The organism is Streptomyces regalis, assembly GCF_001509475.1.
GTDB classification, from domain to species: domain Bacteria; phylum Actinomycetota; class Actinomycetes; order Streptomycetales; family Streptomycetaceae; genus Streptomyces; species Streptomyces regalis.
In genome coordinates, this window is sequence record NZ_LLZG01000032.1 from 1 (window position 1) to 22,105 (window position 22,105).

The 22,105-nt window shown below is 69.7% G+C and carries 24 protein-coding genes, 1 pseudogene and 1 riboswitch; of the genes and pseudogenes, 8 read left to right on the forward strand and 17 right to left on the reverse strand.

The genetic code is table 11. The features are described from left to right. Positions 1 to 118 precede the first annotated feature (118 nt). Positions 119 to 808 carry an SDR family oxidoreductase gene (locus ADL12_RS06955; protein WP_208614487.1) on the reverse strand — a complete coding sequence of 230 codons (690 nt, stop codon included), beginning with the start codon at positions 806 to 808 and terminating at the stop codon, positions 119 to 121. 43 nt (positions 809 to 851) lie between these two features. Then, on the reverse strand, positions 852 to 1,391 hold the full coding sequence (locus ADL12_RS06960; RefSeq protein WP_062699656.1) for an LOG family protein: 540 nt from the start codon (positions 1,389 to 1,391) through the stop codon (positions 852 to 854). Positions 1,392 to 1,441: 50 nt separating this feature from the next. Between ADL12_RS06960 and ADL12_RS06965 the strand changes: the two genes are divergently transcribed. Beyond that, complete coding sequence (locus tag ADL12_RS06965; RefSeq protein ID WP_062699657.1) at positions 1,442 to 1,765, forward strand: DUF427 domain-containing protein; 324 nt, start codon at positions 1,442 to 1,444, stop codon at positions 1,763 to 1,765. Positions 1,766 to 1,802: 37 nt separating this feature from the next. Beyond that, complete coding sequence (locus tag ADL12_RS06970) at positions 1,803 to 2,591, forward strand: alpha/beta fold hydrolase (protein WP_062699658.1); 789 nt, start codon at positions 1,803 to 1,805, stop codon at positions 2,589 to 2,591. Between the two features lie 40 nt (positions 2,592 to 2,631). On the opposite strand, the gene mnmA is transcribed toward ADL12_RS06970, so the two are convergent. Beyond that, positions 2,632 to 3,762, reverse strand: a complete 1,131-nt coding sequence (gene mnmA / locus ADL12_RS06975) for a tRNA 2-thiouridine(34) synthase MnmA (protein ID WP_062699660.1) — start codon at positions 3,760 to 3,762, stop codon at positions 2,632 to 2,634. 59 nt (positions 3,763 to 3,821) lie between these two features. On the opposite strand from mnmA, the gene ADL12_RS06980 reads away from it, so the two are divergent. Beyond that, positions 3,822 to 4,487: an N-acetylmuramoyl-L-alanine amidase gene (locus ADL12_RS06980; RefSeq protein ID WP_062699661.1), complete on the forward strand. Its 666-nt coding sequence runs from the start codon at positions 3,822 to 3,824 to the stop codon at positions 4,485 to 4,487. A 4-nt stretch (positions 4,488 to 4,491) separates the two neighbouring features. On the opposite strand, the gene ADL12_RS06985 is transcribed toward ADL12_RS06980, so the two are convergent. The 3 genes from ADL12_RS06985 to ADL12_RS54850 all read right to left on the reverse strand — a co-directional run bounded on the left by ADL12_RS06985 (position 4,492) and on the right by ADL12_RS54850 (position 6,336). Beyond that, entirely contained in the window at positions 4,492 to 5,667 is a 1,176-nt protein-coding gene (locus ADL12_RS06985; protein ID WP_062699689.1) for a cysteine desulfurase family protein, read from the reverse strand. Positions 5,668 to 5,839: 172 nt separating this feature from the next. Next, entirely contained in the window at positions 5,840 to 6,121 is a 282-nt protein-coding gene (locus tag ADL12_RS06990; RefSeq protein ID WP_062699663.1) for a hypothetical protein, read from the reverse strand. A 62-nt stretch (positions 6,122 to 6,183) separates the two neighbouring features. Further along, on the reverse strand, positions 6,184 to 6,336 hold the full coding sequence (locus ADL12_RS54850; RefSeq protein WP_167364381.1) for a hypothetical protein: 153 nt from the start codon (positions 6,334 to 6,336) through the stop codon (positions 6,184 to 6,186). A gap of 148 nt (positions 6,337 to 6,484) precedes the next feature. On the opposite strand from ADL12_RS54850, the gene ADL12_RS06995 reads away from it, so the two are divergent. Further along, positions 6,485 to 7,111, forward strand: coding sequence for a TetR family transcriptional regulator (locus ADL12_RS06995; protein ID WP_062699665.1), 627 nt, complete (start codon positions 6,485 to 6,487; stop codon positions 7,109 to 7,111). A 97-nt stretch (positions 7,112 to 7,208) separates the two neighbouring features. On the opposite strand, the gene ADL12_RS49795 is transcribed toward ADL12_RS06995, so the two are convergent. Both ADL12_RS49795 and ADL12_RS07000 read right to left on the reverse strand, forming a co-directional pair. After that, entirely contained in the window at positions 7,209 to 7,592 is a 384-nt protein-coding gene (locus ADL12_RS49795; protein ID WP_079051889.1) for a hypothetical protein, read from the reverse strand. A 165-nt stretch (positions 7,593 to 7,757) separates the two neighbouring features. Continuing rightward, a complete protein-coding gene (locus ADL12_RS07000; protein WP_062699667.1) occupies positions 7,758 to 8,621 on the reverse strand; it encodes a thioesterase family protein in 864 nt (287 codons plus the stop codon). A gap of 145 nt (positions 8,622 to 8,766) precedes the next feature. Between ADL12_RS07000 and ADL12_RS07005 the strand changes: the two genes are divergently transcribed. Continuing rightward, positions 8,767 to 10,014 (forward strand): alpha/beta hydrolase, encoded by a 1,248-nt coding sequence (locus tag ADL12_RS07005; RefSeq protein WP_062699668.1) that lies wholly within the window; start codon positions 8,767 to 8,769, stop codon positions 10,012 to 10,014. Here ADL12_RS07005 and ADL12_RS49800 read toward each other — a convergent pair. From ADL12_RS49800 to ADL12_RS07045, 9 genes are all read right to left on the reverse strand, one after another. Further along, entirely contained in the window at positions 9,923 to 10,579 is a 657-nt protein-coding gene (locus ADL12_RS49800) for a trimeric intracellular cation channel family protein (RefSeq protein ID WP_079051888.1), read from the reverse strand. The genes ADL12_RS07005 and ADL12_RS49800 overlap by 92 nt on opposite strands. A gap of 63 nt (positions 10,580 to 10,642) precedes the next feature. Continuing rightward, positions 10,643 to 11,806: an ABC transporter ATP-binding protein gene (locus ADL12_RS07010; protein WP_062699670.1), complete on the reverse strand. Its 1,164-nt coding sequence runs from the start codon at positions 11,804 to 11,806 to the stop codon at positions 10,643 to 10,645. After that, the gene (locus ADL12_RS07015) at positions 11,803 to 12,900 is read right to left on the reverse strand and encodes an ABC transporter ATP-binding protein (RefSeq protein WP_062699672.1); all 1,098 of its coding nucleotides are present in this window, start codon (positions 12,898 to 12,900) and stop codon (positions 11,803 to 11,805) included. Before ADL12_RS07015 ends, ADL12_RS07010 begins: the two co-directional genes overlap by 4 nt. Next, positions 12,897 to 13,904, reverse strand: a complete 1,008-nt coding sequence (locus ADL12_RS07020) for an ABC transporter permease (protein ID WP_062699674.1) — start codon at positions 13,902 to 13,904, stop codon at positions 12,897 to 12,899. The genes ADL12_RS07015 and ADL12_RS07020 overlap by 4 nt, the downstream gene beginning before the upstream one ends. A gap of 69 nt (positions 13,905 to 13,973) precedes the next feature. Then, positions 13,974 to 15,722 (reverse strand): ABC transporter substrate-binding protein, encoded by a 1,749-nt coding sequence (locus ADL12_RS07025; protein WP_482261834.1) that lies wholly within the window; start codon positions 15,720 to 15,722, stop codon positions 13,974 to 13,976. A 58-nt stretch (positions 15,723 to 15,780) separates the two neighbouring features. Further along, entirely contained in the window at positions 15,781 to 16,779 is a 999-nt protein-coding gene (locus tag ADL12_RS07030) for an ABC transporter permease (protein ID WP_062699678.1), read from the reverse strand. Positions 16,780 to 17,151: 372 nt separating this feature from the next. After that, positions 17,152 to 17,952, reverse strand: a complete 801-nt coding sequence (locus ADL12_RS07035; RefSeq protein ID WP_062699680.1) for an enhanced serine sensitivity protein SseB C-terminal domain-containing protein — start codon at positions 17,950 to 17,952, stop codon at positions 17,152 to 17,154. Between the two features lie 212 nt (positions 17,953 to 18,164). Then, on the reverse strand, positions 18,165 to 18,956 hold the full coding sequence (locus ADL12_RS07040) for an enhanced serine sensitivity protein SseB (RefSeq protein WP_062699682.1): 792 nt from the start codon (positions 18,954 to 18,956) through the stop codon (positions 18,165 to 18,167). An 81-nt stretch (positions 18,957 to 19,037) separates the two neighbouring features. Continuing rightward, a complete protein-coding gene (locus ADL12_RS07045; RefSeq protein ID WP_062699684.1) occupies positions 19,038 to 19,712 on the reverse strand; it encodes an AAA family ATPase in 675 nt (224 codons plus the stop codon). A 170-nt stretch (positions 19,713 to 19,882) separates the two neighbouring features. Then, a riboswitch (glycine riboswitch) is annotated at positions 19,883 to 19,981 on the forward strand. A gap of 164 nt (positions 19,982 to 20,145) precedes the next feature. Between ADL12_RS07045 and gcvT the strand changes: the two genes are divergently transcribed. The 3 genes and pseudogenes from gcvT to ADL12_RS07060 form a co-directional block, all read left to right on the forward strand. Next, a complete protein-coding gene (gene gcvT, locus ADL12_RS07050; RefSeq protein WP_062699686.1) occupies positions 20,146 to 21,282 on the forward strand; it encodes a glycine cleavage system aminomethyltransferase GcvT in 1,137 nt (378 codons plus the stop codon). A 142-nt stretch (positions 21,283 to 21,424) separates the two neighbouring features. Next, entirely contained in the window at positions 21,425 to 21,802 is a 378-nt protein-coding gene (gene gcvH / locus ADL12_RS07055) for a glycine cleavage system protein GcvH (protein ID WP_062699688.1), read from the forward strand. Positions 21,803 to 21,841: 39 nt separating this feature from the next. After that, positions 21,842 to 22,105 (forward strand): annotated as a pseudogene (locus ADL12_RS07060) (serine hydroxymethyltransferase); the annotation flags it as partial.

The following is a 22,105-nucleotide window of genomic DNA, read 5'->3' on the forward strand; positions in this document are numbered from 1 at the left end:
CCGCCCCTACCCGTCCCATCCTGAAGGGGCTCCGCCCCTTCCACCCCGCCAGGGGGCTCTGCCCCCTGGACCCCCGCTCCTCAAACGCCGGAGGGGCTGACTTACCGGCGGGGCGAAATCAGCGCCCCGGTCGCACCGTCAGGTCGTTGACCTCCGCGTCCCGGGGGAGGTCGATGGCCATCAGGATCGTCGTGGCCACCGATTCGGGGTCGATCCACTTCGACGCGTCGTACTCCTTGCCCTCCTGCTGGTGGACCTTGGCCTGCATGGGGCTTGCCGTGCGGCCGGGGTAGACGGTGGTGACGCGGATGCCGTTGCCGTGTTCCTCGTGGCGCAGGGAGTCCGCCAGGGCCTTCAGGCCGTGCTTCGAGGCGGCGTACGCCGACCAGTCGGCGTGGGCGTTGAGGCCGGCGCCCGAGTTCACGAAGACCACGTGGCCGCGGCTGGCGCGGAGTTGGGGGAGGAAGTGGCGGGTCAGTTCGGCCGGGGAGATCAGGTTGACGTTCAGCTGGTGGCGCCAGGACTTCGGGGTCAGGTCGCCCACCGCACCCAGGTCCACGACCCCGGCGATGTGGAGCAGCGAGTCCACCCGGTCCGGGAGCGTCTGGTGGGAGAAGGCCCAGGACAGCTTGTCCGGGTCCGCCAGGTCGCCGACCAGCGTCTTCGCGCCGGGGAACTCCGCCGCCAGTTCCTTCGCGCGGCCCGCGTCGCGCGCGTGGAGGACGAGTTCGTCCCCGCGCGCGTGCAGGCGGCGGGCGACGGCCGCGCCGATGCCGGAGCCCGCTCCGGTGATCACATGTGTAGCCATGCCCGCCATGCTCGCATCAGCGGGAGGCCACTCCCGCCCCGGCTCATTCCACTCCCCGGCTCTCCTCCAGGTACGCCAGCGCCCCCACCGGCTCCTCCGCGAAGAACACCAGGTCGGTCAGCGGGCGGGGCAGGAAGCCCTCGTCCTCCATGCGGCGGAACTGTTCCTTCAGGCCGTCGTAGAAGCCCGCGGTGTTGAGCAGGACCACCGGCTTGTCCGTGTGGCCGTGCTTCTTCAGCTCCAGGATCTCCGTCGCCTCGTCCAGGGTCCCCGTGCCACCGACCATGATCACCACCGCGTCGGCCTTCTCCAGGAGCAGCCTCTTGCGCTCGGCCAGGTCCTTCGCGATCACCATCTCGTCGACGCCCGGGCGGACCTTCGCGGCCAGGAACTCCACCGAGACCCCGACGAGCCGCCCGCCCGCCTCCTGCACCCCGTCGGCGACCACCTTCATCAGCCCGACGTCGGAGCCGCCCCACACGAGCGTGTGCCCGCCCTTGCCCAGCAGTTTCGCGAACTCGCGCGCGGGGCGCGTGTAACGGTCGTCGAGGTCGGCGGCGGAGAGGAAGACGCAGATTCGCATGCAGTCACCGTACGCGGGAAGAACCGGGGGCTCGCGAACGCTTTTCGGGTATGGCTGACGGACACACGATCACGATCGAGCAGGGCACCCAGCGCGTACGGGTCGTCCACGGCGACCAGGTCCTGGCGGAGACCGACCGACCGCTCCTCCTGCGGGAGACGGGCTGTCCGGTGCGCTACTACATCCCGGCCGAGGACGTACGGCTGGAGCTGCTGACGCCCTCCGACACGCACACCTACTGCCCGTTCAAGGGAACGGCCTCCTACTGGTCGCTGCCGGACGCGGCGGACCTCGTCTGGACGTACCCGGACCCGAAGCCGGACGTGGCCGAGATCAAGGACCACCTCTGCTTCTACGAAGTCGAAGTGTCGTAAGCGATTAGTCCCGTGCCGTACGGCAGTCTCCACAGGCATGGACAAGAAGACATTTTCGGCCGACGGCACCTCCCTCGCGTACGAGATCAGCGGTGAGGGTCCGGCGTTGATCCTCGTCAGCGGCGCGATGTCCACCGGGGGCACGGTGGCGCCACTGGCCGTGCCTCTGGCGGAGCACTTCAGGGTGGTCACGTACGACCGGCGAGGGCGTGGCGAGAGCGGTGACACGCGGCCGTACGCGGTGGAGCGGGAGGTCGAGGACCTCGCCGCGCTGATCGAGGCGGTGGGCGGCGAGGCGGCGTTGTGCGGCATCTCGTCAGGCGGAGCGCTGGTGCTGGAGGCGGCGGCCGACGGGCTGCCGGTGCGTCAGGTCGCGGTGTACGAGGTGCCGTTCTCCGTCCACGAGGGCGGCGCGAAGGAGCGCGCGGAGTACACCGAGCGGCTGACCGAGGCGTTGGCGGAGGGCCGGCGCGGGGACGCCGTGGAGCTCTTCCTGCGGCTGACCGGGATGGCCGAGCAGATGATCCAGGGGGCCCGCCAGTCCCCCATGTGGGCCGGCATGGAGACGATCGCGCCGAGTCTCGCCTACGACAACGCCGTGATGGGCGACGGCCTGGTGCCCCGGGCCCAGCTGTCCTCGATCACGGTTCCGGTGCTGGCTGTCGCGGGCAGCGCGAGCCCCGCATGGATGCGCGAGGCGGCGCGGGCGGTCGCGGAGACCGTGCCCGAGGGGACGTACCGGAGTCTGGCGGGGCAGACCCACATGGTGGAGCCGGACGTCCTCGGGCCGGTGCTGGCGGAGTTCTTCAAGGAGTTCGGGGAGTGATCCGTATCGGTCCGCACACACGCGTGGCCCGCGCCGGGGCTCAGGCCACGCCCGCCGTCGCCCGCGTCGTCGACACGATCGTCGCCGAGCCGACCACGCGCGTGCCGTCGTACAGGACGATCGCCTGGCCGGGCGCCACGCCGCGGACCGGCTCGGTGAACGTGACGTGCAGGGAGCCGTCGATCAGCTCGGCGGTCACCTCGGTCTCGCCGCCGTGGGCGCGGAGCTGGGCGGTGTAGGTGCCGGGGCCGGTCGGGGCGGTGCCGCACCAGCGGGGCTTGATGGCGGTCAGGGCGCTGACGTCGAGGGAGGCCGCCGGGCCGACCGTCACCGTGTTGTTCACCGGCGAGATGTCGAGGACGTAGCGCGGCTTGCCGTCGGAGGCCGGGGTGCCGATGCGCAGGCCCTTGCGCTGGCCGATGGTGAAGCCGTACGCGCCCTCGTGGGTGCCGAGCTTGGCTCCCGACTCGTCGACGATGTCGCCCTCCGCCTTGCCGAGGCGGTTCGCGAGGAAGCCCTGGGTGTCGCCGTCGGCGATGAAGCAGATGTCGTGCGAGTCGGGCTTCTTGGCGACCGCCAGACCGCGGCGCTCGGCCTCGGCGCGGATCTCGTCCTTCGTCGTCAGGGTGTCGCCGAGCGGGAACATGGCGTGCGCCAGCTGCTTCTCGTCCAGGACGCCGAGGACGTACGACTGGTCCTTGGCCATGTCGGAGGCGCGGTGCAGCTCGCGCGTGCCGTCCTCGTTCAGCACGACCGTGGCGTAGTGGCCGGTGCAGACCGCGTCGAAGCCGAGGGCCAGCGCCTTGTCCAGCAGGGCCGCGAACTTGATCTTCTCGTTGCAGCGCAGGCACGGGTTCGGGGTGCGGCCCGCCTCGTACTCGGCGATGAAGTCCTCGACCACGTCCTCCCGGAAGCGGTCGGCGAGGTCCCACACATAGAAGGGGATGCCGATGACGTCGGCGGCGCGGCGGGCGTCGCGCGAGTCCTCGATGGTGCAACAGCCCCGCGCGCCCGTGCGGAAGGATTGGGGGTTCGCGGAGAGCGCGAGGTGGACGCCGGTGACGTCGTGGCCCGCCTCGGCGGCGCGGGCGGCGGCTACAGCGGAGTCGACCCCGCCGGACATGGCGGCGAGGACGCGGAGGGGGCGGGAGGGCTGCGCGGTGTGAGTCATAACGCTTCCAGGGTACGGGGCGCGGGAACCAGGGCCCGCGAGTATGCGTTGACGATCACATGGGACAGCGGAAGGCTTCGAAGGACGGCGACCGGAAGGTCGGGCGTCGTGCGTTGCTCATCGGCGGGACGGCGGCCGCGGTGGGTTCGGCCGTGCTGGCCCGCGACGAGTTGGCGCGGCTGTGGTGGCGGGTGCCGGGCGTGGAGAAGCCGCGCAAGGAGGGCGAGGTCGACTACGCCGACGCGCGGTGGGTGGCGGCGTCGGATGCGAACTGGCGGCGGGCGGACCGTCCCGACGACTACGGCATAGACATGGTGATCATCCATGTCACCCAGGGCAGCTTCGACAGCGCGGTGAAGGTGTTCCAGGACCCGGAGCACGGTGCGGCCGCGCACTACATCGTCCGCAAGGACGGCCACGTCACGCAGATGATCCGCGAGCTGGACGTGGCGTACCACGCGGGCAACCGCGACTACAACGAGCGCAGCATCGGCATCGAGCACGAGGGCTTCGTGGACCGGCCGCAGGACCTCACGGACGAGATGTACGAGGCCTCGGCGCGGCTCACGGCCCGGATATGCGCGCGCTACGACATCCCCGTCGACCGCGAGCACATCATCGGCCACGTGGAGGTGCCGGGCACCGATCACACCGATCCCGGGGAGCACTGGGACTGGGACCGGTACATGAAGCTCGTACGGGCGGCGCACACGGCACCGGCGTAGCGGCCTATGTGAGCCCGGCTGCCCGTGCCCGTTCCACCGCCGGGCCGATCGCCTTGGCGACCGCCTCGACGTCGGCCTCCGTGGAGGTGTGGCCGAGGGAGAAGCGCAGGGTGCCGCGGGCCAGGTCGGGGTCGGTACCGGTGGCCAGGAGGACGTGGCTGGGCTGGGCGACGCCCGCGGTGCAGGCGGAGCCGGTGGAGCACTCGATGCCCTGGGCGTCCAGGAGCAGGAGCAGGGAGTCGCCCTCGCAGCCCGGGAAGGTGAAGTGCGCGTTGGCCGGGAGGCGGCCACCGGGTGCCGGGTCGCCGCCGAGGATCGCGTCCGGCACCGCCGTACGGACCGCCTCGACCAGGGCGTCGCGCAGGGCGCCGATCTCGGAGGCGAACCACTCGCGCTGTTCGGCGGCGAGGCGGCCGGCGACCGCGAAGGAGGCGATGGCGGGGACATCGAGGGTGCCGGAGCGCACGTGGCGCTCCTGGCCGCCGCCGTGCAGGACGGGTACGGGGGTGTACTCGCGGCCGAGAATCAGGGCGCCGATGCCGTAGGGGCCGCCGATCTTGTGGCCCGACACCGTCATCGCGGCGAGGCCGGAGGCGGCGAAGTCGACGGGGACCTGGCCGAAGGCCTGGACGGCGTCGGCGTGCAGCGGGACGTCGAACTCCCTTGCCACGTCGGCCAGTTCTCGGACCGGCATGATCGTGCCGATCTCGTTGTTGGCCCACATCACGGTGGCGAGGGCGATGTCGTCGGGGTTGCGGGCGATGGCCTCGCGCAGGGCGTCCGGGTGGACCCGGCCGTGGGAGTCGACCGGGAGGTACTCGACCGTGGCGCCCTCGTGTTCGGCGAGCCAGTGGACGGCGTCGAGGACGGCGTGGTGTTCGACGGGGCTGGCCAGGACGCGGGTGCGGGTGCCTGCCGGGTCGGCGTCGCGGCGGGACCAGTACAGGCCCTTGACCGCGAGGTTGTCGGCCTCGGTGCCGCCGGACGTGAAGACGACCTCGCTGGGGCGGGCGCCGAGCGCTTCCGCGAGGGTTTCGCGGGCCTCCTCGACGGTGCGCCTCGCGCGGCGGCCGGATGCGTGGAGGGAGGAGGCGTTGCCGGTGACGCTCAGCTGGGCGGTGAGTGCCTCTGCCGCCTCCGGGAGCATGGGGGTCGTCGCGGCGTGGTCGAGGTAAGCCATGGTGGCCACGATTCTAAGGGGCGCCGGTAAACGGCCTCGCGTCAAGGTGCCCCGGGGTTCAGCTCAGGTCCTGCGCGCCGCCTGCGTCGCCGCAGGGCCGTGTCGGCTCGCGGCTGCGGCTGCGGCTCCTCCCCGGCCGCTTGCCGCTGGGTCGCAGCTCCGCTGGCTGCGACTAGAAGCTCCAGGACAGCGTGTTGTCCAGCTGCACGAACGCCAGCAGGACCAGCAGGTCGGCGACCCCGAGGCCCATGCCGAGGAAGGCGCGGCCCCTGCGCTTGGTGCCGCGCCACAGGGACACTGCCGCCAGGACGATGGCGACCGGGCCGAGGAAGATGTTGAAGACCAGCAGGCCGAGGAGGCCGAGGATGAAGGACGCCACGGCCATGCCGTCGGCGTCGCGGGTCCGGTTGCGGGTGGTGCCGGGGCGGGCGGTGGCCGGGGCGGTGAGTTGCATGGGTATCAGCTCCCGAGAAGTCGGTGCGGTGCGGTGGGCGGGGTCAGTTGCGGTGGGCGGGGTCAGTTGCGGCGGGCGCGGCGCTCGCGGGCGGCGAAGATGCCCAGCCAGGCGGCGATCACGGCGGCGGCGACGGCGGTGAAGGCGAGCGGTGCGTGGGCCACGGTGCCGAGCAGCACGCCCAGCAGCAGGAGTGCGGCGACGAGAAACAGCATTGGGATCGAGTCCCCCTTCGAGATCTCTCTGATCGATCTCTCTCGTTACGTTTCAGTGAACAGTTGTAGTAACAGTTGTTCACTGACTACCAAGTCTAGCGCGTCCCACGGCTTTTCAATTCCAGAGAACAGTTGTTAACTGCATGGCATGAGTCACACCCTCGGCCTTCGGCAGGCCCAGAAACAGAAGACCCGACAGGCGCTGCTGGACGCGGCGTTGGGACTGCTGGAGGAGCAGAGCCTGAGCAGTCTCGGTCTGCGCGAGGTCACCCGTGCCGTCGGCGTCGCCCCGACGGCCTTCTACCGGCACTTCCGTTCCACCGCCGACCTCGGTGTCGCCCTCGTCGAAGAGGCGCTGGGCAGCCTGCACCCGATGATCCGCACGATCGTCTCCTCGTCCGGCGACAGCGACCAACGCATAGAGCGCGCCGTCGGGTTGATCGCCCAGCACGTCGCGACGCACCCGGCCCACGTCCGTTTCATCGCCCGTGAGCGGCACGGCGGAGTGCAGTCCGTACGGGAGGCGATCCAGGACCAACTGGCCCGTTTCGCCGACGACGTGAAGGTCGCACTCACCAAGGACCCGGTTTCCGAGGGCTGGAACGACGACGACCTCCTCATGCTGGCCGACCTCTACGTCGACCAGATGCTGATGACGGCCTCGCTGTTCCTGGACGCCCTGGAGGCTCCGGAGGAGGAGCGGCGGCGCGTCGCCCAGGTCGCGACCCGCCAGATGCGGCTGATCAGCATCGGCCGGGAGCACTGGCTGGACTGAGCACCGGCGGCACGACAGGGGCGGCACCCCCGTACCCCGGGAGTGCCGCCCTTGTCGTACGGCGTGAGTGCCGCCCCTGCCTCAGGACCGGCCGGCGTCAGCTCTTGGTCGCCGTGGCCGCAGCGCTCGGCGCACCGCTCGGGGCGCCGCTCGGAGCCGCTCCGCCGCCCTGCCCACCGCCCGGACCGCCACAGCCACCGCCCTGGCCACCGCCGGGACCCCCCTGACCGCCGGCCTGACCGCCGCCCTGTCCCCCACCGGGGGCGCCGCTGGGCGCACCGCTCGGCGCGCCCGAGGGAGCACCGCTCGGCATGCCCGACGGCGCCCCGCTGGGCGCGCCCGAGGGCTGCTGACACGACGACTGCTGCCCGGAGTTGCCACTGTTCGAGGTCGATGACGAGTCGCCGGAGCCACAGGCCACCAGGGCCAGGGGCGAGAGCGCCAGCAGGGCCACAGCAGGGAGGAGACGCGCACGCTTCATGAGAAACAGCTCCAAGGAAGATGAGGAAGTCCTGGGAGGGAACTCAACCAACGCCGCTTAGGGCTACCTTGAGGCCCTGCTGTAAGCAACCTGTGCGCGAGGCAAAGCGCCCCTCAAGACACCTCCGTGACAGAAGCGGCCGCCCGCGCCCCTTCAGGGGGCGTTTCAGCTCAGCCTCACCCGCGCCAGCTGCCTCGACTGCGCCACCAGCCGGTCCGCGCTGTCCCAGACTTCCGCGTCCTCCTCCAGGAATCCACCCGCGAGGTTGCGCGTCCTGATCGACACGCGCAGCGGACCCGGAGCCGGACGGCACCGTATGTGGACGGTGAGTTCGACCGTCGGGACCCAGCCGGAGATGCCGATCTCGAAGGCGGTCGGGGGCAGCGCGTCCACCGCCAGCAGCAGCGAGAGCGGGTCGGCGTCGCGGCCGTCGGCGAGGCCGAACCACGCCCGCATCTCGCCCTTGCCCGACGGCCGGCCGAGGGCCCAGCCCAGGGTGGACGGGTCGAGCTTGAGCATCAGGCGGTCGGCTATCGCCGAGCTGCCGGACACCGGTGCTGGGCCGTCCTCGGGGCCGAAGCACTGGTCCATCGGCGGGATCGCGGGCGGCTTCGCCGTCGTGCGGACGTCGTCGGGGAGGGAGTCCAGGTCGCCGTAGGAGGCGAGGACGCGGATCCGTTCGACCTCGCGGCCCTGCTCGTCGTACTGGAAGAGCGAGGCCTGGCCGGTCGACAGCGTCCGCCCCGTGCGCACCACGTCGGTACGGACGACCGCCGGGCCCGGCTGGGACGCGGTCAGGTAGTGCGCGGAGATCGTGAACGGGTCGCTGTGCGGCAGGGCGTCCGCGAGGGCGCGGCCGAGGACGGCCAGCAGATAGCCGCCGTTGACGGCGCTGATGATGGTCCAGCCGGCCGAGAGGTCGATGTCGTAGACCCCGGGTGAGCGCCGGGTGAGCGCGGTGTCGCGGTCGAACTCGCTGTCGCCGATGGTGGCCTGCGGGGCCGTCGGGGCGGAGGCTGCTTCTGGCATGGATGAACGGTACAACAGCAAACTACTAAGCGGTAGCTTTTGCTGCCCTTCCGAAGCGCTGAGGCTCCTTGAGACATGGGCAACTTTTCGGTAAGTGTCGACCCCCGTCCGAAACCTGAGACGCCGATAAGCCCTCTATCGGGACATGAGTCTCACCGGGACCCCGTTCCTCTACACGCTCATCGCGCTGTGCGTCGTCGCCGTCGCGCTGCCGCTGGTCCTCTGGTCACGGGTGCGCGGACCCAAGGTCCTGCGGGCCGTCGCCCGGGTGCTGATGCTGCTGTTCGCCCAGGGCACGGCGGTCGCCCTGGTCTTCACACTGGTCAACAACTCCAACCAGCTGTACGACAACTGGGGCGACCTGCTCGGCACCAGCAACCATGTGCAGGAGGCCGCCGACCTCGGGGCGAGCGGCACCGGCGGGATCGCGCTGGAGAAGCTGCCCAAGGTCCGGCAGGCCTTCAAGCCGGGCAAGGGGCCCGGCATGCGCGTGGAGGGCGGGGTGCTCGTCACGCAGCTCAAGGGCCGGGTGTCCGGAGTGCACGCCGAGGTCAACGTCTGGCTGCCGCCGCAGTACCGCGACCCCGCCTACCGCAATCACAAGTTCCCGGTCGTCGAGGTGCTGCCGGGCTATCCGGGCTCGTCGAAGGCGTGGTACGGCACGATGGACGCGCCCGAGCAGCTGGCGCCGCTGATGCGCAGCGGGCAGATCGAGCCGTTCATCATCGTCTCGCCGCGCACCACGCTGCTGCCGGGGAAGGACACCGGCTGCGCGAACATCCCGGGCAAGGTGAACGCCGACAGCTGGCTCAGCATCGACGTGCCGAAGATGGTCATGGACAACTTCCGGGCCCAGGCGGCGCCGGACGGCTGGGCGGTCGCCGGGTACTCGGCGGGCGCGCACTGCGCGGCGAAGCTGGCCGTCGCCCACCCCGACCGCTACCGCGCCGCGGTGAGCATGTCCGGCTACAACGACCCCATCGCCGTACCCCAGTCGCTCGCCGGCAATTCCCCGGCCCTGCGGGCCGCGAACAACCCGTATGTGCTCCTCGAGGAGTCCCGGGTCCCGCCGCGCGTGGCGCTGTACCTGTCCGGTCAACCGAAGGACGGGTACGAGGCGGCCATGGCCCTCCGACGGGTCGCGAAGGCGCCGACGACCGTGGACGTGGTGTTCATCCCGGCCGGCGCGGGCGGCCACACCATGGCGCTGTGGAAGCCGCAGGTCGTCCCGGCGTTCCGCTGGCTGACCGAGGTGATGGGCACGCAGCACCCGGTCCGTACGGCGCCGGGCTCCGGCGGGACTACTCCTCTCGCACCGTCGACCGCCGGTTCCAGGCACGCGGAGCTCGCCAGTGGAACCGCATCGCCAGCAGCCGCAGCACGAAGGCCGTGACGGCCGCGAGGGCGCTGGTGAGCGGGATCAGGGCGTCGTAGTGGAGGCACAGGACGGTCATCGTGGCGCCGACGATCGCCGGGACCGCATACAGGTCGCGGTCCCAACGCAGCAGTGACGGCACCTCGTTGGCCAGGACGTCGCGCAGTACACCGCCGCCCACGGCGGTCGCGAGGCCCAGGGCGACGGAGGCGGTGAGGTTGAGCCCGTAGTCGTACGCCTTCGTCGTCCCGGCGACGCAGAAGAGGCCGAGACCCGCCGCGTCGAAGACGTTCACGCCGGTCTGGATGCGCTCCACGTGCGGGTGGAGGAAGAAGACGAGGAGCGCGGCGAGCAGCGGGGTGAGGAAGTACCCGAGGTCCGTGAAGGCGGCCGGGGGTACGGCACCGATGATCACGTCCCGGAACAGCCCGCCGCCCAGGGCGGTGACCTCGGCGAGGACGGCGATGCCGAAGACGTCGAAGTTCTTGCGGACGGCCAGCAGGGCGCCGGAGATCGCGAAGACGAAGATGCCGATCAGGTCGAGCGTGTGCTGGACGGACGGGCTGAACAGTTGCTGGAGCACCCGTACATTCTTGCGCAGAAAAACGCCCCCGCCTTGCAAAGCAAGGCAGGGGCGCTGGTTGGGTTACTTGTCGTTAGCGGCATCCTCGGAAGAGGCTTCCGTCTCCGGCGACTTCGCGAGCACCTTGTCGGAGACCAGCTCCGCCGCCTCCTTGGCCGCGGTCAGCAGCACGGTGTCCTGCGGGGCCTGGTCCGCGAAGTTCTCCGGGTGGTGGCAGGCGACGCGCTGGCCCGGCCGCAGCTCCAGCAGCGGCGGCTCGGTCGTCTTGCAGATCTCCGTCGCCTTCCAGCACCGCGTGTGGAAGCGGCAGCCGCTGGGCGGGGAGATCGGCGAGGGGACGTCGCCGCGGAGCAGGATGCGTTCGCTCTTGGCGCCCCGGCGCTTGGGGTCGGGGACCGGGACGGCCGACATCAGGGCCTTGGTGTACGGGTGCATCGGCGCCTCGTACAGCGAGCTGCGGTCGGCGAGTTCGACGATCTTGCCGAGGTACATCACCGCGATGCGGTCCGAGACGTGCCGTACGACGGAGAGGTCGTGCGCGATGATCACGTACGTGAGGCCGAGCTCCTCCTGGAGGTCGTCCATCAGGTTCACGACCTGCGCCTGGATCGACACGTCCAGCGCGGAGACCGGCTCGTCGGCCACCACCAGCTTGGGCTTCAGCGCGAGCGCCCGCGCGATGCCGATGCGCTGGCGCTGGCCGCCGGAGAACTCGTGCGGGTAGCGGTTGTAGTGCTCGGGGCTCAGCCCCACCAGCTCCAGGAGCCGCTGGACCTCCTTCTTCACCCCGCCCTCCGGCTCGACGCCTTGGAGGCGGAACGGCGCCGAGACGATGCCGCCGATGGTGTGCCGGGGGTTCAGGGAGCCGTACGGGTCCTGGAAGATCATCTGGATGTCCCGCCGCAGCGGGCGCATCCCGGCCGTGTTCAGCCGCGTGATGTCCTTGCCCTCGAAGTGGATCGAGCCGCCGGTCGGGTCCTGGAGGCGGGTGATGACCCGGCCCATGGTCGACTTGCCGCAGCCCGACTCGCCGACCACGCCGAGCGTCTCGCCCTTGCGCACCTCGAAGTCGATGCCGTCGACGGCCTTGACCGCGCCGACCTGACGCTGGAGCACTCCCTTGCGGATCGGGAAGTGCTTCTGCAGGCCCTCGACCTTGAGGAGCACCTCGCGCTCGCCTGAAGCGGCGTCGGTTTTCGCCTCGTCCGTCTTCTTCGTCTCACTCACAGCTTCGGCGCAATCTCTTCGGTCCAGATCCGCGTACGGTCCTCCGGCGAGAGGTGGCACGCGGAGAAGTGCCCGCCGCCGACCTGCTGGAGCTCCGGGCGCACGGTACGGGTGACATCGCCCTTGGGGACGTCCGCGTACGGGCAGCGGGGGTGGAACGCGCAGCCCGAGGGGACGTTGATGAGGCTCGGCGGCTGACCCTTGACGGGGATGAGCCGCTCGGACGTCTCGCGGTCGATGCGCGGCATGGAGCCCAGCAGGCCCCAGGTGTACGGGTGCTGCGGGCGCTCGAAGACGTCGTCGACCGAGCCGCGCTCCACGCACCGGCCGCCGTACATCACCAGAACGTCGTCGGCGATCTCGGCGACCACGCCGAGATCGTGGGTGATGAGGACGACGGCGGAGCCGAACTCCTTCTGCAGGTCCCGGATGAGGTCGAGGATCTGCGCCTGGACGGTGACGTCGAGGGCGGTGGTCGGCTCGTCCGCGATGAGCAGTTCGGGGTTGTTGACGAGCGCCATGGCGATCATCGCGCGCTGGCGCATACCGCCGGAGAACTCGTGCGGGTAGTTGTCGACCCGCTTGTCCGGCTCGGGGATGCCGACCCGGTCGAGCATCTCGATGGCCCGCTTGCGGGCGGTCTTCTTGTTGACGTCGTGGTGGACCCGGTAGGCCTCCACGATCTGGTTGCCGATCGTGTAGTACGGGTGCATCGCGGACAGCGGGTCCTGGAAGATCATCGCCATCTCGCGGCCGCGCAGCCGGCGCACCTCGTCCGGCGCGGCGGAGACCAGCTCCTTGCCGCCGAGCCAGATCTCGCCGGACATCTGCACGTTCTTGCCGCGCGCCCCGAGCCGGTGCAGGCCCATGATCGCCAGCGAGGTGACGGACTTGCCGGAGCCGGACTCGCCCACGATGCAGAGGGTCTTGCCCTTCTCCACCTGGAAGGTGAGTCCGTCGACGGACTTGACCAGGCCGTCGTCGGTGGGGAAGTGCACCTTGAGGTCACGGACCGCGAGGAAGGCGTCGGGCGCGTTCGACGGTGAGCTCGTGGGCTCGCCCACTGCGGCACCGGTCTTGGAGAGTTCGGTCACGAGAGCCTCACGCGCGGGTCGGCGGCGGCGTACAGCAGGTCCACCACGAGATTTGCGATCACGACGAAGAAGGCGGCGAGCAGGGTGACGCCGAGGATCGGGGGCAGGTCGTTGTCGGTGATGCCCTGCACCGCGTACTGGCCGATGCCGGGCAGCGAGAAGACTTTCTCGGTGATCACGGCGCCGCCGAGCAACAGGCCGAGGTCCATGCCGAAGACCGTGATGATCGGCGTGAGCGCGGCCCGCAGCCCGTGCCGGGCCACGACCTTGCGCTCGCGCAGGCCCTTGGCGCGGGCCGTGCGGATGAAGTCCTCGCTCATCGTCTCCAGCATGCCCGAGCGGGTGAGCCGGGCGTAGATCGCGGAGTACAGGAGGGCGAGCGAACACCAGGCCGGGATGAGCGTGTTGGCCCATTGGGCCGGATTCTCGGTGAACGGCACATAGGTGCGTCCGAAGATCGGCCACTGGAAGGTGAAGAGGAACAGTGCGAGCTGTCCCGTGAAGAACATGGGAAGCGAGACACCGGCGAGCGCGACGCCCATGAAGGTGCGGTCGAAGAAGCTGCCGGGCTTGAGCGCGGAGATCACACCGATCACGACGCCGGACACCAGCCACATCACGGCGGCACCGACGGCCAGCGAAAGGGTCACCGGAATGCGCGAGGTGAGCTGCGGCCAGACCTCGACGTGGGTCCTGAAGGAGTAGCCGAAGCAGGGCGCGCTGCAGTGCGTGGTGGTGGGGCCCAGGTCGTAGGTGGCGCCGGCCACGATCCCCTTGATGAAGTGCCAGTACTGGAGGTACACGGGGTCGTCCAGACCGAGGTTCTGCTTGACCGCGACGATGTCCGCCTTCGTCGGACTCTTGCCGAGGTACTGCTGCGCGAGCTGGTCGGCGGTCTGGCCGGCCATCCGTGGCAGCAGAAAGAAGATCGCGAAGGTGACCGCGGTGACGACCAGCAGCAGGATCACTGCCGCAAGCGTCCGACGGAGGATGTACGAGATCACGGGGACCGGCGCTGGTGCCCGCGGGCCGCTGAGCCCGCGGGCACCAATGCCTTCACCTGCCTTCCGGGGCTACTTCTTGGTCGTGCCGATGTTGAGGTAGTCGTACTGACCGCTGAAGGCCGCCGTGGACACCAGGTTGGTGAAGTTGGCCGGGCGGTACAGCAGGACCTTGAAGTAGGTCAGCGGGACGATCGCCGCCTGGTCCATCGCAAGCTTGTCGATCTCGGCGTACATGCTGTTGCGCTGGTTCTCGTCCTCGGTGGCGATGGCCTTCTCCAGCATCTCGTTGATCTTCTTGTCATCGAGGTACGAGAGGTTGGTGTTGCCCGAGGCGCCGATCGCGTCACCGTGCAGGATCTGCTGCAGGAAGCCGTAGCCGCCGGGCCAGTCGGCACCCCACTGCATCATGTGCAGACCGATGTTCTGCTTCTTGTCGAACGCCGGCACACCCGCGTAGTCGGTGAAGTACTTGCCCGACGGGAACTGCTTCAGGCTGGCGTTGATGCCGACGTTCTTCAGCGAGGCGATGATCGCGGTGGCCGCGTCGATCTCCTGCGGGCGGTCGCTGCGCGCCGAGATGTTGGTGCTGATGCTCGACTTGCCGCAGGCCTTCAGCTGCTCCTTGGCCTTGGCGGCGTCGCCCTTGTTGCCCGCGGTGGCGTAGACGTCCGCCTTCTGGTAGCCCGGGATGTCCGGCGGAAGGACGGTGGTGGCGATGTCACCGCGGATCGGGCCGCCCTCGGCGGTCTGCACGGAGACCTTGTCGATGGCGTACTGAACGGCCTTGCGGCACTCGACCTTGTCGAACGGCGCGACCTGGGTGTTGATCGCCATGTAGACGAGGCGGCCACCGTAGGTGTTGTCCGTGTTGGCCTTCAGGGAGGCGTCGTTGACGACCTTCGCCTGCGTCGCGGCCTGAACGCCCGTGCCACCGAGGTCGATCGCGGTACCGGCCTGGACGTCCTGGTCGATCGTCTCGGCGTTGACCTTGAGCTTGACGACGATCTTGTCCGGGTACTGCTTGCGCAGCGGGTCCGTCTTCGCGTCCCAGTTCTTGTTGCGGACGAGGACGGCCTGCTTGCCCTCCTCGTAGCTCTCGAACTGGTACGAGCCCGAGGACACGATGCTCTTGACGTAGTCGATGCCCTTGTCCTTGGCCTGGGGCACCGGTGCCGTCTGCGGCGTCGCGACCAGGTAGTCGAACTCCTGGAAGGCGCGGTTGAGCTTGAAGACGACCGTGGTGTCGTCCGGCGTCTCGATGGACTTCAGGCCCTCGGCGCTCTTGTCCTTGTAGGGGCCCTTGTACTTGTCGCCACCCTCGAGGAACTGCTGGAAGTAGTTCGGGCCGAGGGAGAGCACGTCACGCGCGAAGTTGGAGCGCTCGACGGCGTACTTGACGTCCTTCGAGGTGATCGGCGTGCCGTCCTGGTACTTCAGGCCCGAACGCAGCTTGTACGTCCAGGTCTTGCCGCCGTCGCTCGGCACGCCCGCGCTCGCGGCGAGGTCCGGGACCAGCTCGTTGCCTTCCTCGCCCGGGCCGGGCTTGAAGGTCATCAGCGGGCGGGCGTACAGCCGGCTGAGGTTGTACATGTACGCGTAGTACGTGTTGCCGGGGTCGAAGGAGTCCGGCACGTCCGAGTACTCGTACGTGACCGTCCCACCCTTCTGGGTGGAGGCGTTGACGACACCCTTGGTCGCTGCGTTGGCCCCAGCCGACTTGTTTCCGTCTTCACCGTTGTCATCGGCTTTGCTGCATGCCGAGAGCAGCAGGCTCGCACTGCCGATAGCCGCAACCGCGGCCAGCGTTGACCTTCGCATGATGGTCCGCTTCCCCTCCATTGTTGGAAATCTTTTGAACTCGCACCGCGGCCGCGGATCAGCGGCTGCGCGGGTCGAGAGCGTCACGGAGACCGTCGCCGAGCAGGTTGAACGCCAGGACGGTCACGAAGATGGCCAGACCAGGCACGATCATGTACTGCGGGTCGACCTGGTAGTACGGGACCGCCTGGCTGATCATGCCGCCCCAGGACGCCTGCGGGGGCTGGATGCCGACGCCGAGGAAGCTCAGGGACGCCTCGAAGAGGATGTTGGTCGGGATGAGCAGCGTCGAGTAGACGATGATCGGGCCGACGAGGTTCGGCAGCAGCTCCCGGAAGAGGATGTACGGCCCCTTGGCCCCCATCCCCCGGGAGGCGTCGACGAATTCCCGCTCGCGCAGGGCCAGCGTCTGGCCCCGGACGATACGGCCCAGATAGGGCCAGTTGAAGAAGCCGATGACGAAGATCAGCACGCTGATGTGCAGCGGCAGGCCCTCCAGCCCGAAGGCACCGCCCTGCAGAGTGGCCGAGATGGCGATCGCGAACAGCAGGAGCGGGAACGCCAGGAAGGTGTCCATCAGCCGGCTGATGATCGTGTCGACCCGGCCACCGTAGTAGCCGGCCACCACGCCGAGGACCGTGCCGATCGTGTTGGACAGGACCGTGGCGCCGAAGGCGACGACCAGCGAGACCCAGGAGCCCTCCAGGATGCGGGTGGCGATGTCCCGGCCGAACTTCGGCTCCACACCGAGCGGGTGCTCCCAGCTCATGCCGCCGAAGTCACCCTTGGGCAGCGAGGTGTTGGGGTCGATCAGGTCCTGGTGCAGGGCGTTGGGGTCCAGTCCGAAGAGGGCCTGGATGGGTCGGGAGAGTATGGCCAGCAGGATCAGCAGGATCACGATGACCCCGCCGGCGACCGCCACCTTGTCCTTCTTGAAACGGGTCCAGGCGATCTGCCCGAGAGACCGGCCCTCGATCTGCTTGGACTCGACACCCTTCAGCACGGCCTCGGGCTGGGCCTCGGCCTGCGATCCGGTGGTCTCGATCGGTGCCGTCACGGTGAGATTGACCCCTCTCGGCCGACGGTTGTCGGCCCCCTGGCTTGCCGCGGTAGCGGTTGCTTCAACTCGCACACAGGACCGACCGGCCCGTGTCTAGCGGGGAGTCTTCAACGCTTTGGCGATCTGTTGCCAGAGCTGACGGTGAAAGGATGCGCAACCGTGATGCTGTCTGGGGAATTCCGTTATCCGAACAGCGGGTTACGACCGCCGGACGCGATCCAGTTGGGGCGTATGAGGATGGACTGGGACCTTCCGATCTTATCTACGCGCGGAGATTCGCCTACGAAACCGAAGTCGGTGACCGATTACGCCTACGACAGCCGGGCCGCCGACTGAACAGTAGGTTAGCCGGAGAGCGATCAACGGTGATCAGTAACGACCCTGCGCCGGAGGGTAACCGTAGCCCGCCGCCGGAGCCTGCACGGGGGCGGCGGCGTGCGCCTCCCGGTCGTAGAAGGGGCGGGCGCTCGCCCGCATCCACATGGCGACCGGGTCGTACTCGTCGGACATCGCCACGGTCGACACCGGCAGCCCGTCCGGACACGCGCCGATCGACTGCAGCATCATCGAGCGCACCGAGTCCACCGCGTGCGGGCTGGTGTCGTACACGTCGAGCCCGATGGCGAGATACGGCGCGCCGAGCGCCGGCTGCACCCAGGCGCGGCGCAGGGAGCGGACGGCCGGGGTGCGGTGGGCGTTCTGTGCGAGCAGGGCGTAGAACTGCGGGATCTCGATGCCGGGCTCCGACAGGCGCAGGGGGCCCGCGGGCTGGCGGTCCAGGCCCGTGGCGATGCGGCGCAGGTCGAGCCAGGGGATGCCGACGCCGCCGCCCGGGGCGTGCGGGTTCAGCCAGAGGCCGAAGTGGTCCGGGTAGAGGGTGCGGGCGACGTCGACTCCGTCGACCACCTCGTAGCTCCGGTTCCAGCCGCTGGCCGACAGCTCCTGGGCGGAGGTGACACACGGGGCGTAGCCGTGGCCGTCGACCTCCATGTTTCCGTACTGGGCGTCCGGGGAGCCGGCCTGGCCGTGCCACAGCAGCATCCAGACCTGGCCGGAGGACGGGGTCGCGAGCGCGCGCAGGAGGGCCTCGTAGGCGTCGTAGCGCCCGGGCGTCACCTGGCGCAGCATGTGCTCGACCTGTCCGGTCGAGGTGGTGCCGCTCGCGCTCACCTTTACCGCCCCTTCGGGAAACGTCGTGACTCCGTCGGTTTGGCCGACCGAGTGATGAGCCCAGCTTAGGCGCTCCGCTGGGAGAGCCGGTGAGAGCTCGGGACTTGATGTGATCTGCGGGCTGCGGGTCGTGTGGGGCTGGTCGCGCCCCGCGGCGGAGCCGCATATGTCACAGCCCCGCGCCCCTGAAGGGGCGCTGCCCCTCAGGGACGTTACAAGTTCCGCTGGTAGAACGGGCGCACCTTCTGGCGCATCCACTCGATCACCGGGTCCTGGGCGACGTCCATCAGGACCAGGTTGACCGGCCACTGGATCGGGATGCGGCCCAGGGCTCGGGCGAGGGCGTCCATGGGGGCCGCGCGCAGGTCGCCCTCCCCATGGGAGAGTTCCACGCCTATGAACATCACCGGGGTGGCCGTCTCGATCGCCGCCAGGCAGCGGCGGGCCGTCACGACCACGCCGGTTTCGGCGAACTCGGCCGACGCCGCCGCGAGGAAGTCGATCGGGTCGTCCTGCCAGTCGGGCTCGTAGAGCTTGACGCGGCCACCGGAGTTGAGGCCGTCCAGCGGGGTGCGGCCCACCCGGCAGAGGTCGGCCACCGCAGCCGGGGGCAGCGGGACGCCGACCACGCCGTCCGGGTTCACGGCGATGCCCACCTGCGGGGGCAGGCCGCGGGCGAACTCGACGGCGGGGGCGACGGTGTACGACATGTGGGAGCCGACGACCTGCCGGAACTGTTCCTCGGAGCTGAAGACCGGGACGTACGCCTGGCCCCCGATCTCCACCGTGGGCAGGTCCAGCGGACCGCTGTGCGGGCCGCCGCCGCCCGGCAGGGGCACCCAGACGAAGCTGCGCCCCAGCACCTCGATGATCCGGCCGCCCGCCGAGGGCAGGCCGAGGGAGGCCGAGAGCACCTCCTCCAGTTCGTTGCCGGGCCACCCGCCGTGTGGATGGGGGTGTGCCAGTGCCGGGAGGTCCGCGGGGAGATCCGCCGGGAAGTCCATCTGCTCTCAACCGCCTGCTGTGAACCGCTGCTGTGGGTCAAAAGGCTAACGGGTGACCAGCCCGTACAGGTCTACGGCCGCTCAGCCCGTGAAGCCGATCCGGCGCAGGACGTCCGCCGCAGCCCGGTCGATCAGCACCGCCGAGCCGCAGCCCTGGGGCAGGTGGCCCTTCTCCACCGAGCGCAGCAGGCGGGCGGCCGCTCTGCGGTGGCGCAGGAAGGCATAGCGGGAGACGCCCCGGCCTCGCTCGCGCTGGCCCTCCAGGGCCGTGCCCGGGGTGACGTCGAGCAGCAGCAGGTGCAGGGCGCCGCCGCGGCGGCGGGCCTCACGGGCCAGCCAGCCGCGCACCCAGGCCTGCGTACCGCAGTCGTGCACGACGACGCCCTGGCCGGAGCGCAGGGCGCGGTGCAGTCCGGCGTAGTGCGCGAGACGGACCAGGGGGCGGTAGACGGCGTAGGGGAGGAAGCGGGGCATGCGGGCGGCCCAGCGGTCCCGGGTGTCCTGGGAGTCGATGCGGGTGCCGTACACGGTCCGCTGCATCAGCGTGGACTTGCCGCTGCCGGGCAGGCCGGTGATCACGACCAGGTCCTCGGGGCCGAAGAGCAGGGCGTGCGGGCTGTGGCCGGAGCGCTCGCGCAGGTCACGGACCACGGGTGCGGGGCGCGTGCAGCGGGCTTCGGCGACCGGGGCCGCGGGCTGCTTGGGCAGCGCGATGCCCGAGGTTGTGGCGTACGCCGTGGTGCGCTTCACCGTCATCGTCCTCCTCCGGGGGTCAGGAGTCCCCATCCCCACTGAGCGTAAAGAGAAGGTAATAGAGGATCTCTCGCTTTTTCGTTCGCTTCCTGCCACAAGCCGGTTACAGACGTGGCCTGCCGTTGACGCGCGGGGCGTGCAATGATGTGCGCGCCAACTGCATACCGGCCGTTTGAATCCGCGCGGGAGAGTCCCTGGCAGTGCATCGCCGGGGCGCCGAAGGAGCAAGTCCCTCCCTTGAATCTCTCAGGCCCCGTTACCGCGCGGGCGAGGCACATCTGAAAAGCGGGCCGCTCCGTCTCTCTTCGAGACGCGTGGCTCCACCCAAGGTGCAAACCGTGATCGTCCCCGTGGCGGTCGTGGCGAACCTCTCAGGTTCCGATGACAGATGGGGAGGAACGACCTCGCCCGTCATGCCTTGGGAGACATCCGTCCGATGAGCAGTACAGAAGAACTCCGTCACACCGCGCTCGATGCCCTGCATCGCTCGCTCGGCGCGACGATGACCGACTTCGCCGGCTGGGACATGCCTTTGCGCTACGGCTCCGAGCGCGACGAGCACAACGCCGTGCGGACGAAAGCCGGGCTCTTCGATCTCTCCCACATGGGCGAGATCACCGTCACCGGCCCGCAGGCAGCCGCCCTCCTGAACTTCGCCCTGGTCGGCAACATCGCCTCGGTCGGTGTCGGGCGCGCCCGCTACACCATGATCTGCCGGGCCGACGGCGGCATCCTCGACGACCTGATCGTCTACCGGCTCGCCGAGACCGAGGCCGCTTCTTCTACCTACTTGGTCGTCGCCAACGCCTCCAACGCCCAAGTGGTGCTCGACGCGCTGGTGGAACGTTCCGCCGGCTTCGACGCCGAGGTCCGTGACGACCGGGACGCCTACGCGCTGATCGCCGTGCAGGGCCCGGAGTCCCCCGGCATCCTGAAGTCCCTCACCGACGCCGACCTCGACGGGCTGAAGTACTACGCCGGCCTGCCCGGCACCGTCGCCGGCGTCCCCGCCCTCATCGCGCGCACCGGCTACACCGGCGAGGACGGCTTCGAGCTGTTCGTGAAGCCGGAGCACGCCGTCGAGCTGTGGCAGGCACTGACCAAGGCGGGCGAGGGCGTCGGCCTGGTCCCGTGCGGGCTGTCCTGCCGGGACACGCTGCGCCTGGAGGCGGGCATGCCGCTGTACGGCCATGAGCTGTCGACCTCCCTCACCCCCTTCGACGCCGGGCTCGGCCGGGTGGTGAAGTTCGAGAAGGAGGGCGACTTCGTCGGGCGCGAGGCGCTGACCGAGGCCGCCGCCCGCGCCTCTCAGAACCCGCCGCGTGTCCTGGTCGGCCTGATCGCCGAGGGGCGTCGCGTCCCGCGCGCCGGGTACCCGGTCGTCGCCGGCGGCGAGGTCATCGGCGAGGTCACCTCTGGTGCGCCCTCCCCCACGCTGGGCAAGCCGATCGCCATGGCGTACGTCGACGCGGCGCACTCGGCGCCGGGTACGGCCGGGGTCGGGGTGGACATCCGCGGCAGCCATGAGCCGTACGAGGTCGTGGCGTTGCCGTTCTACAAGCGGCAGAAGTAGCGCCAGAAGCGGCAGAAAAATCGCCACACGGAGAGACTGACAGCGGTCCCTGCGTGACCCCGCGCACATTTCCGCTGCTCACTCACGTTTCCAGCAGTCCCCCATTCATCACCACTCCCGCGCGTACAGGAGAATTCAGGCCATGAGCAACCCCCAGCAGCTGCGCTACAGCAAGGAGCACGAGTGGCTGTCGACCGCCGAGGACGGCGTCGCGACGGTCGGCATCACCGAGTTCGCGGCCAACGCGCTCGGCGATGTCGTCTACGCCCAGCTCCCCGAGGTCGGCTCGACCGTGACCGCGGGTGACACCTGCGGCGAGCTGGAGTCGACCAAGTCGGTGTCCGACCTGTACTCCCCGGTCACCGGCGAGGTCACCGAGGTCAACGAGGACGTGACGAACGACCCGTCGCTGGTGAACTCCGCCCCCTTCGAGGGCGGCTGGCTGTTCAAGGTACGCGTCACGGAGGAGCCGGCCGACCTGCTCTCCGCCGACGAGTACGACGCCCACACCGCCGGCTGAGGAGTCGTATCCCCCATGTCTTCCCCTACCTCTTCCCCGATGTCTGACAAGTCGCTTCTGAACGCGCCCCTGCACGAGCTCGACCCGGCCGTCGCCGCCGCGGTCGACGCGGAGCTGGGGCGGCAGCAGTCCACCCTGGAGATGATCGCCTCCGAGAACTTCGCGCCGGTCGCGGTCATGGAGGCGCAGGGCTCGGTCCTCACCAACAAGTACGCCGAGGGCTACCCGGGCCGCCGTTACTACGGCGGCTGCGAGCACGTCGACGTGGCCGAGCAGATCGCCATCGACCGGATCAAGGAGCTG

What these genes read in the sequence shown, in the direction of transcription:
- ADL12_RS06955 (WP_208614487.1), bottom strand. Translation starts at nt 808, where the DNA reads ATGGCTACACATGTGATCACCGGAGCGGGCTCCGGCATCGGCGCGGCC.
- ADL12_RS06960 (WP_062699656.1), bottom strand. Translation starts at nt 1,391, where the DNA reads ATGCGAATCTGCGTCTTCCTCTCCGCCGCCGACCTCGACGACCGTTAC.
- ADL12_RS06965 (WP_062699657.1), top strand. Translation starts at nt 1,442, where the DNA reads ATGGCTGACGGACACACGATCACGATCGAGCAGGGCACCCAGCGCGTA.
- ADL12_RS06970 (WP_062699658.1), top strand. Translation starts at nt 1,803, where the DNA reads ATGGACAAGAAGACATTTTCGGCCGACGGCACCTCCCTCGCGTACGAG.
- mnmA (WP_062699660.1), bottom strand. Translation starts at nt 3,762, where the DNA reads ATGACTCACACCGCGCAGCCCTCCCGCCCCCTCCGCGTCCTCGCCGCC.
- ADL12_RS06980 (WP_062699661.1), top strand. Translation starts at nt 3,822, where the DNA reads ATGGGACAGCGGAAGGCTTCGAAGGACGGCGACCGGAAGGTCGGGCGT.
- ADL12_RS06985 (WP_062699689.1), bottom strand. Translation starts at nt 5,667, where the DNA reads ATGGCTTACCTCGACCACGCCGCGACGACCCCCATGCTCCCGGAGGCG.
- ADL12_RS06990 (WP_062699663.1), bottom strand. Translation starts at nt 6,121, where the DNA reads ATGCAACTCACCGCCCCGGCCACCGCCCGCCCCGGCACCACCCGCAAC.
- ADL12_RS54850 (WP_167364381.1), bottom strand. Translation starts at nt 6,336, where the DNA reads ATGCTGTTTCTCGTCGCCGCACTCCTGCTGCTGGGCGTGCTGCTCGGC.
- ADL12_RS06995 (WP_062699665.1), top strand. Translation starts at nt 6,485, where the DNA reads ATGAGTCACACCCTCGGCCTTCGGCAGGCCCAGAAACAGAAGACCCGA.
- ADL12_RS49795 (WP_079051889.1), bottom strand. Translation starts at nt 7,592, where the DNA reads ATGAAGCGTGCGCGTCTCCTCCCTGCTGTGGCCCTGCTGGCGCTCTCG.
- ADL12_RS07000 (WP_062699667.1), bottom strand. Translation starts at nt 8,621, where the DNA reads ATGCCAGAAGCAGCCTCCGCCCCGACGGCCCCGCAGGCCACCATCGGC.
- ADL12_RS07005 (WP_062699668.1), top strand. Translation starts at nt 8,767, where the DNA reads ATGAGTCTCACCGGGACCCCGTTCCTCTACACGCTCATCGCGCTGTGC.
- ADL12_RS07025 (WP_482261834.1), bottom strand. Translation starts at nt 15,722, where the DNA reads ATGCGAAGGTCAACGCTGGCCGCGGTTGCGGCTATCGGCAGTGCGAGC.
- ADL12_RS07040 (WP_062699682.1), bottom strand. Translation starts at nt 18,956, where the DNA reads ATGGACTTCCCGGCGGATCTCCCCGCGGACCTCCCGGCACTGGCACAC.
- ADL12_RS07045 (WP_062699684.1), bottom strand. Translation starts at nt 19,712, where the DNA reads ATGACGGTGAAGCGCACCACGGCGTACGCCACAACCTCGGGCATCGCG.
- gcvT (WP_062699686.1), top strand. Translation starts at nt 20,146, where the DNA reads ATGAGCAGTACAGAAGAACTCCGTCACACCGCGCTCGATGCCCTGCAT.
- gcvH (WP_062699688.1), top strand. Translation starts at nt 21,425, where the DNA reads ATGAGCAACCCCCAGCAGCTGCGCTACAGCAAGGAGCACGAGTGGCTG.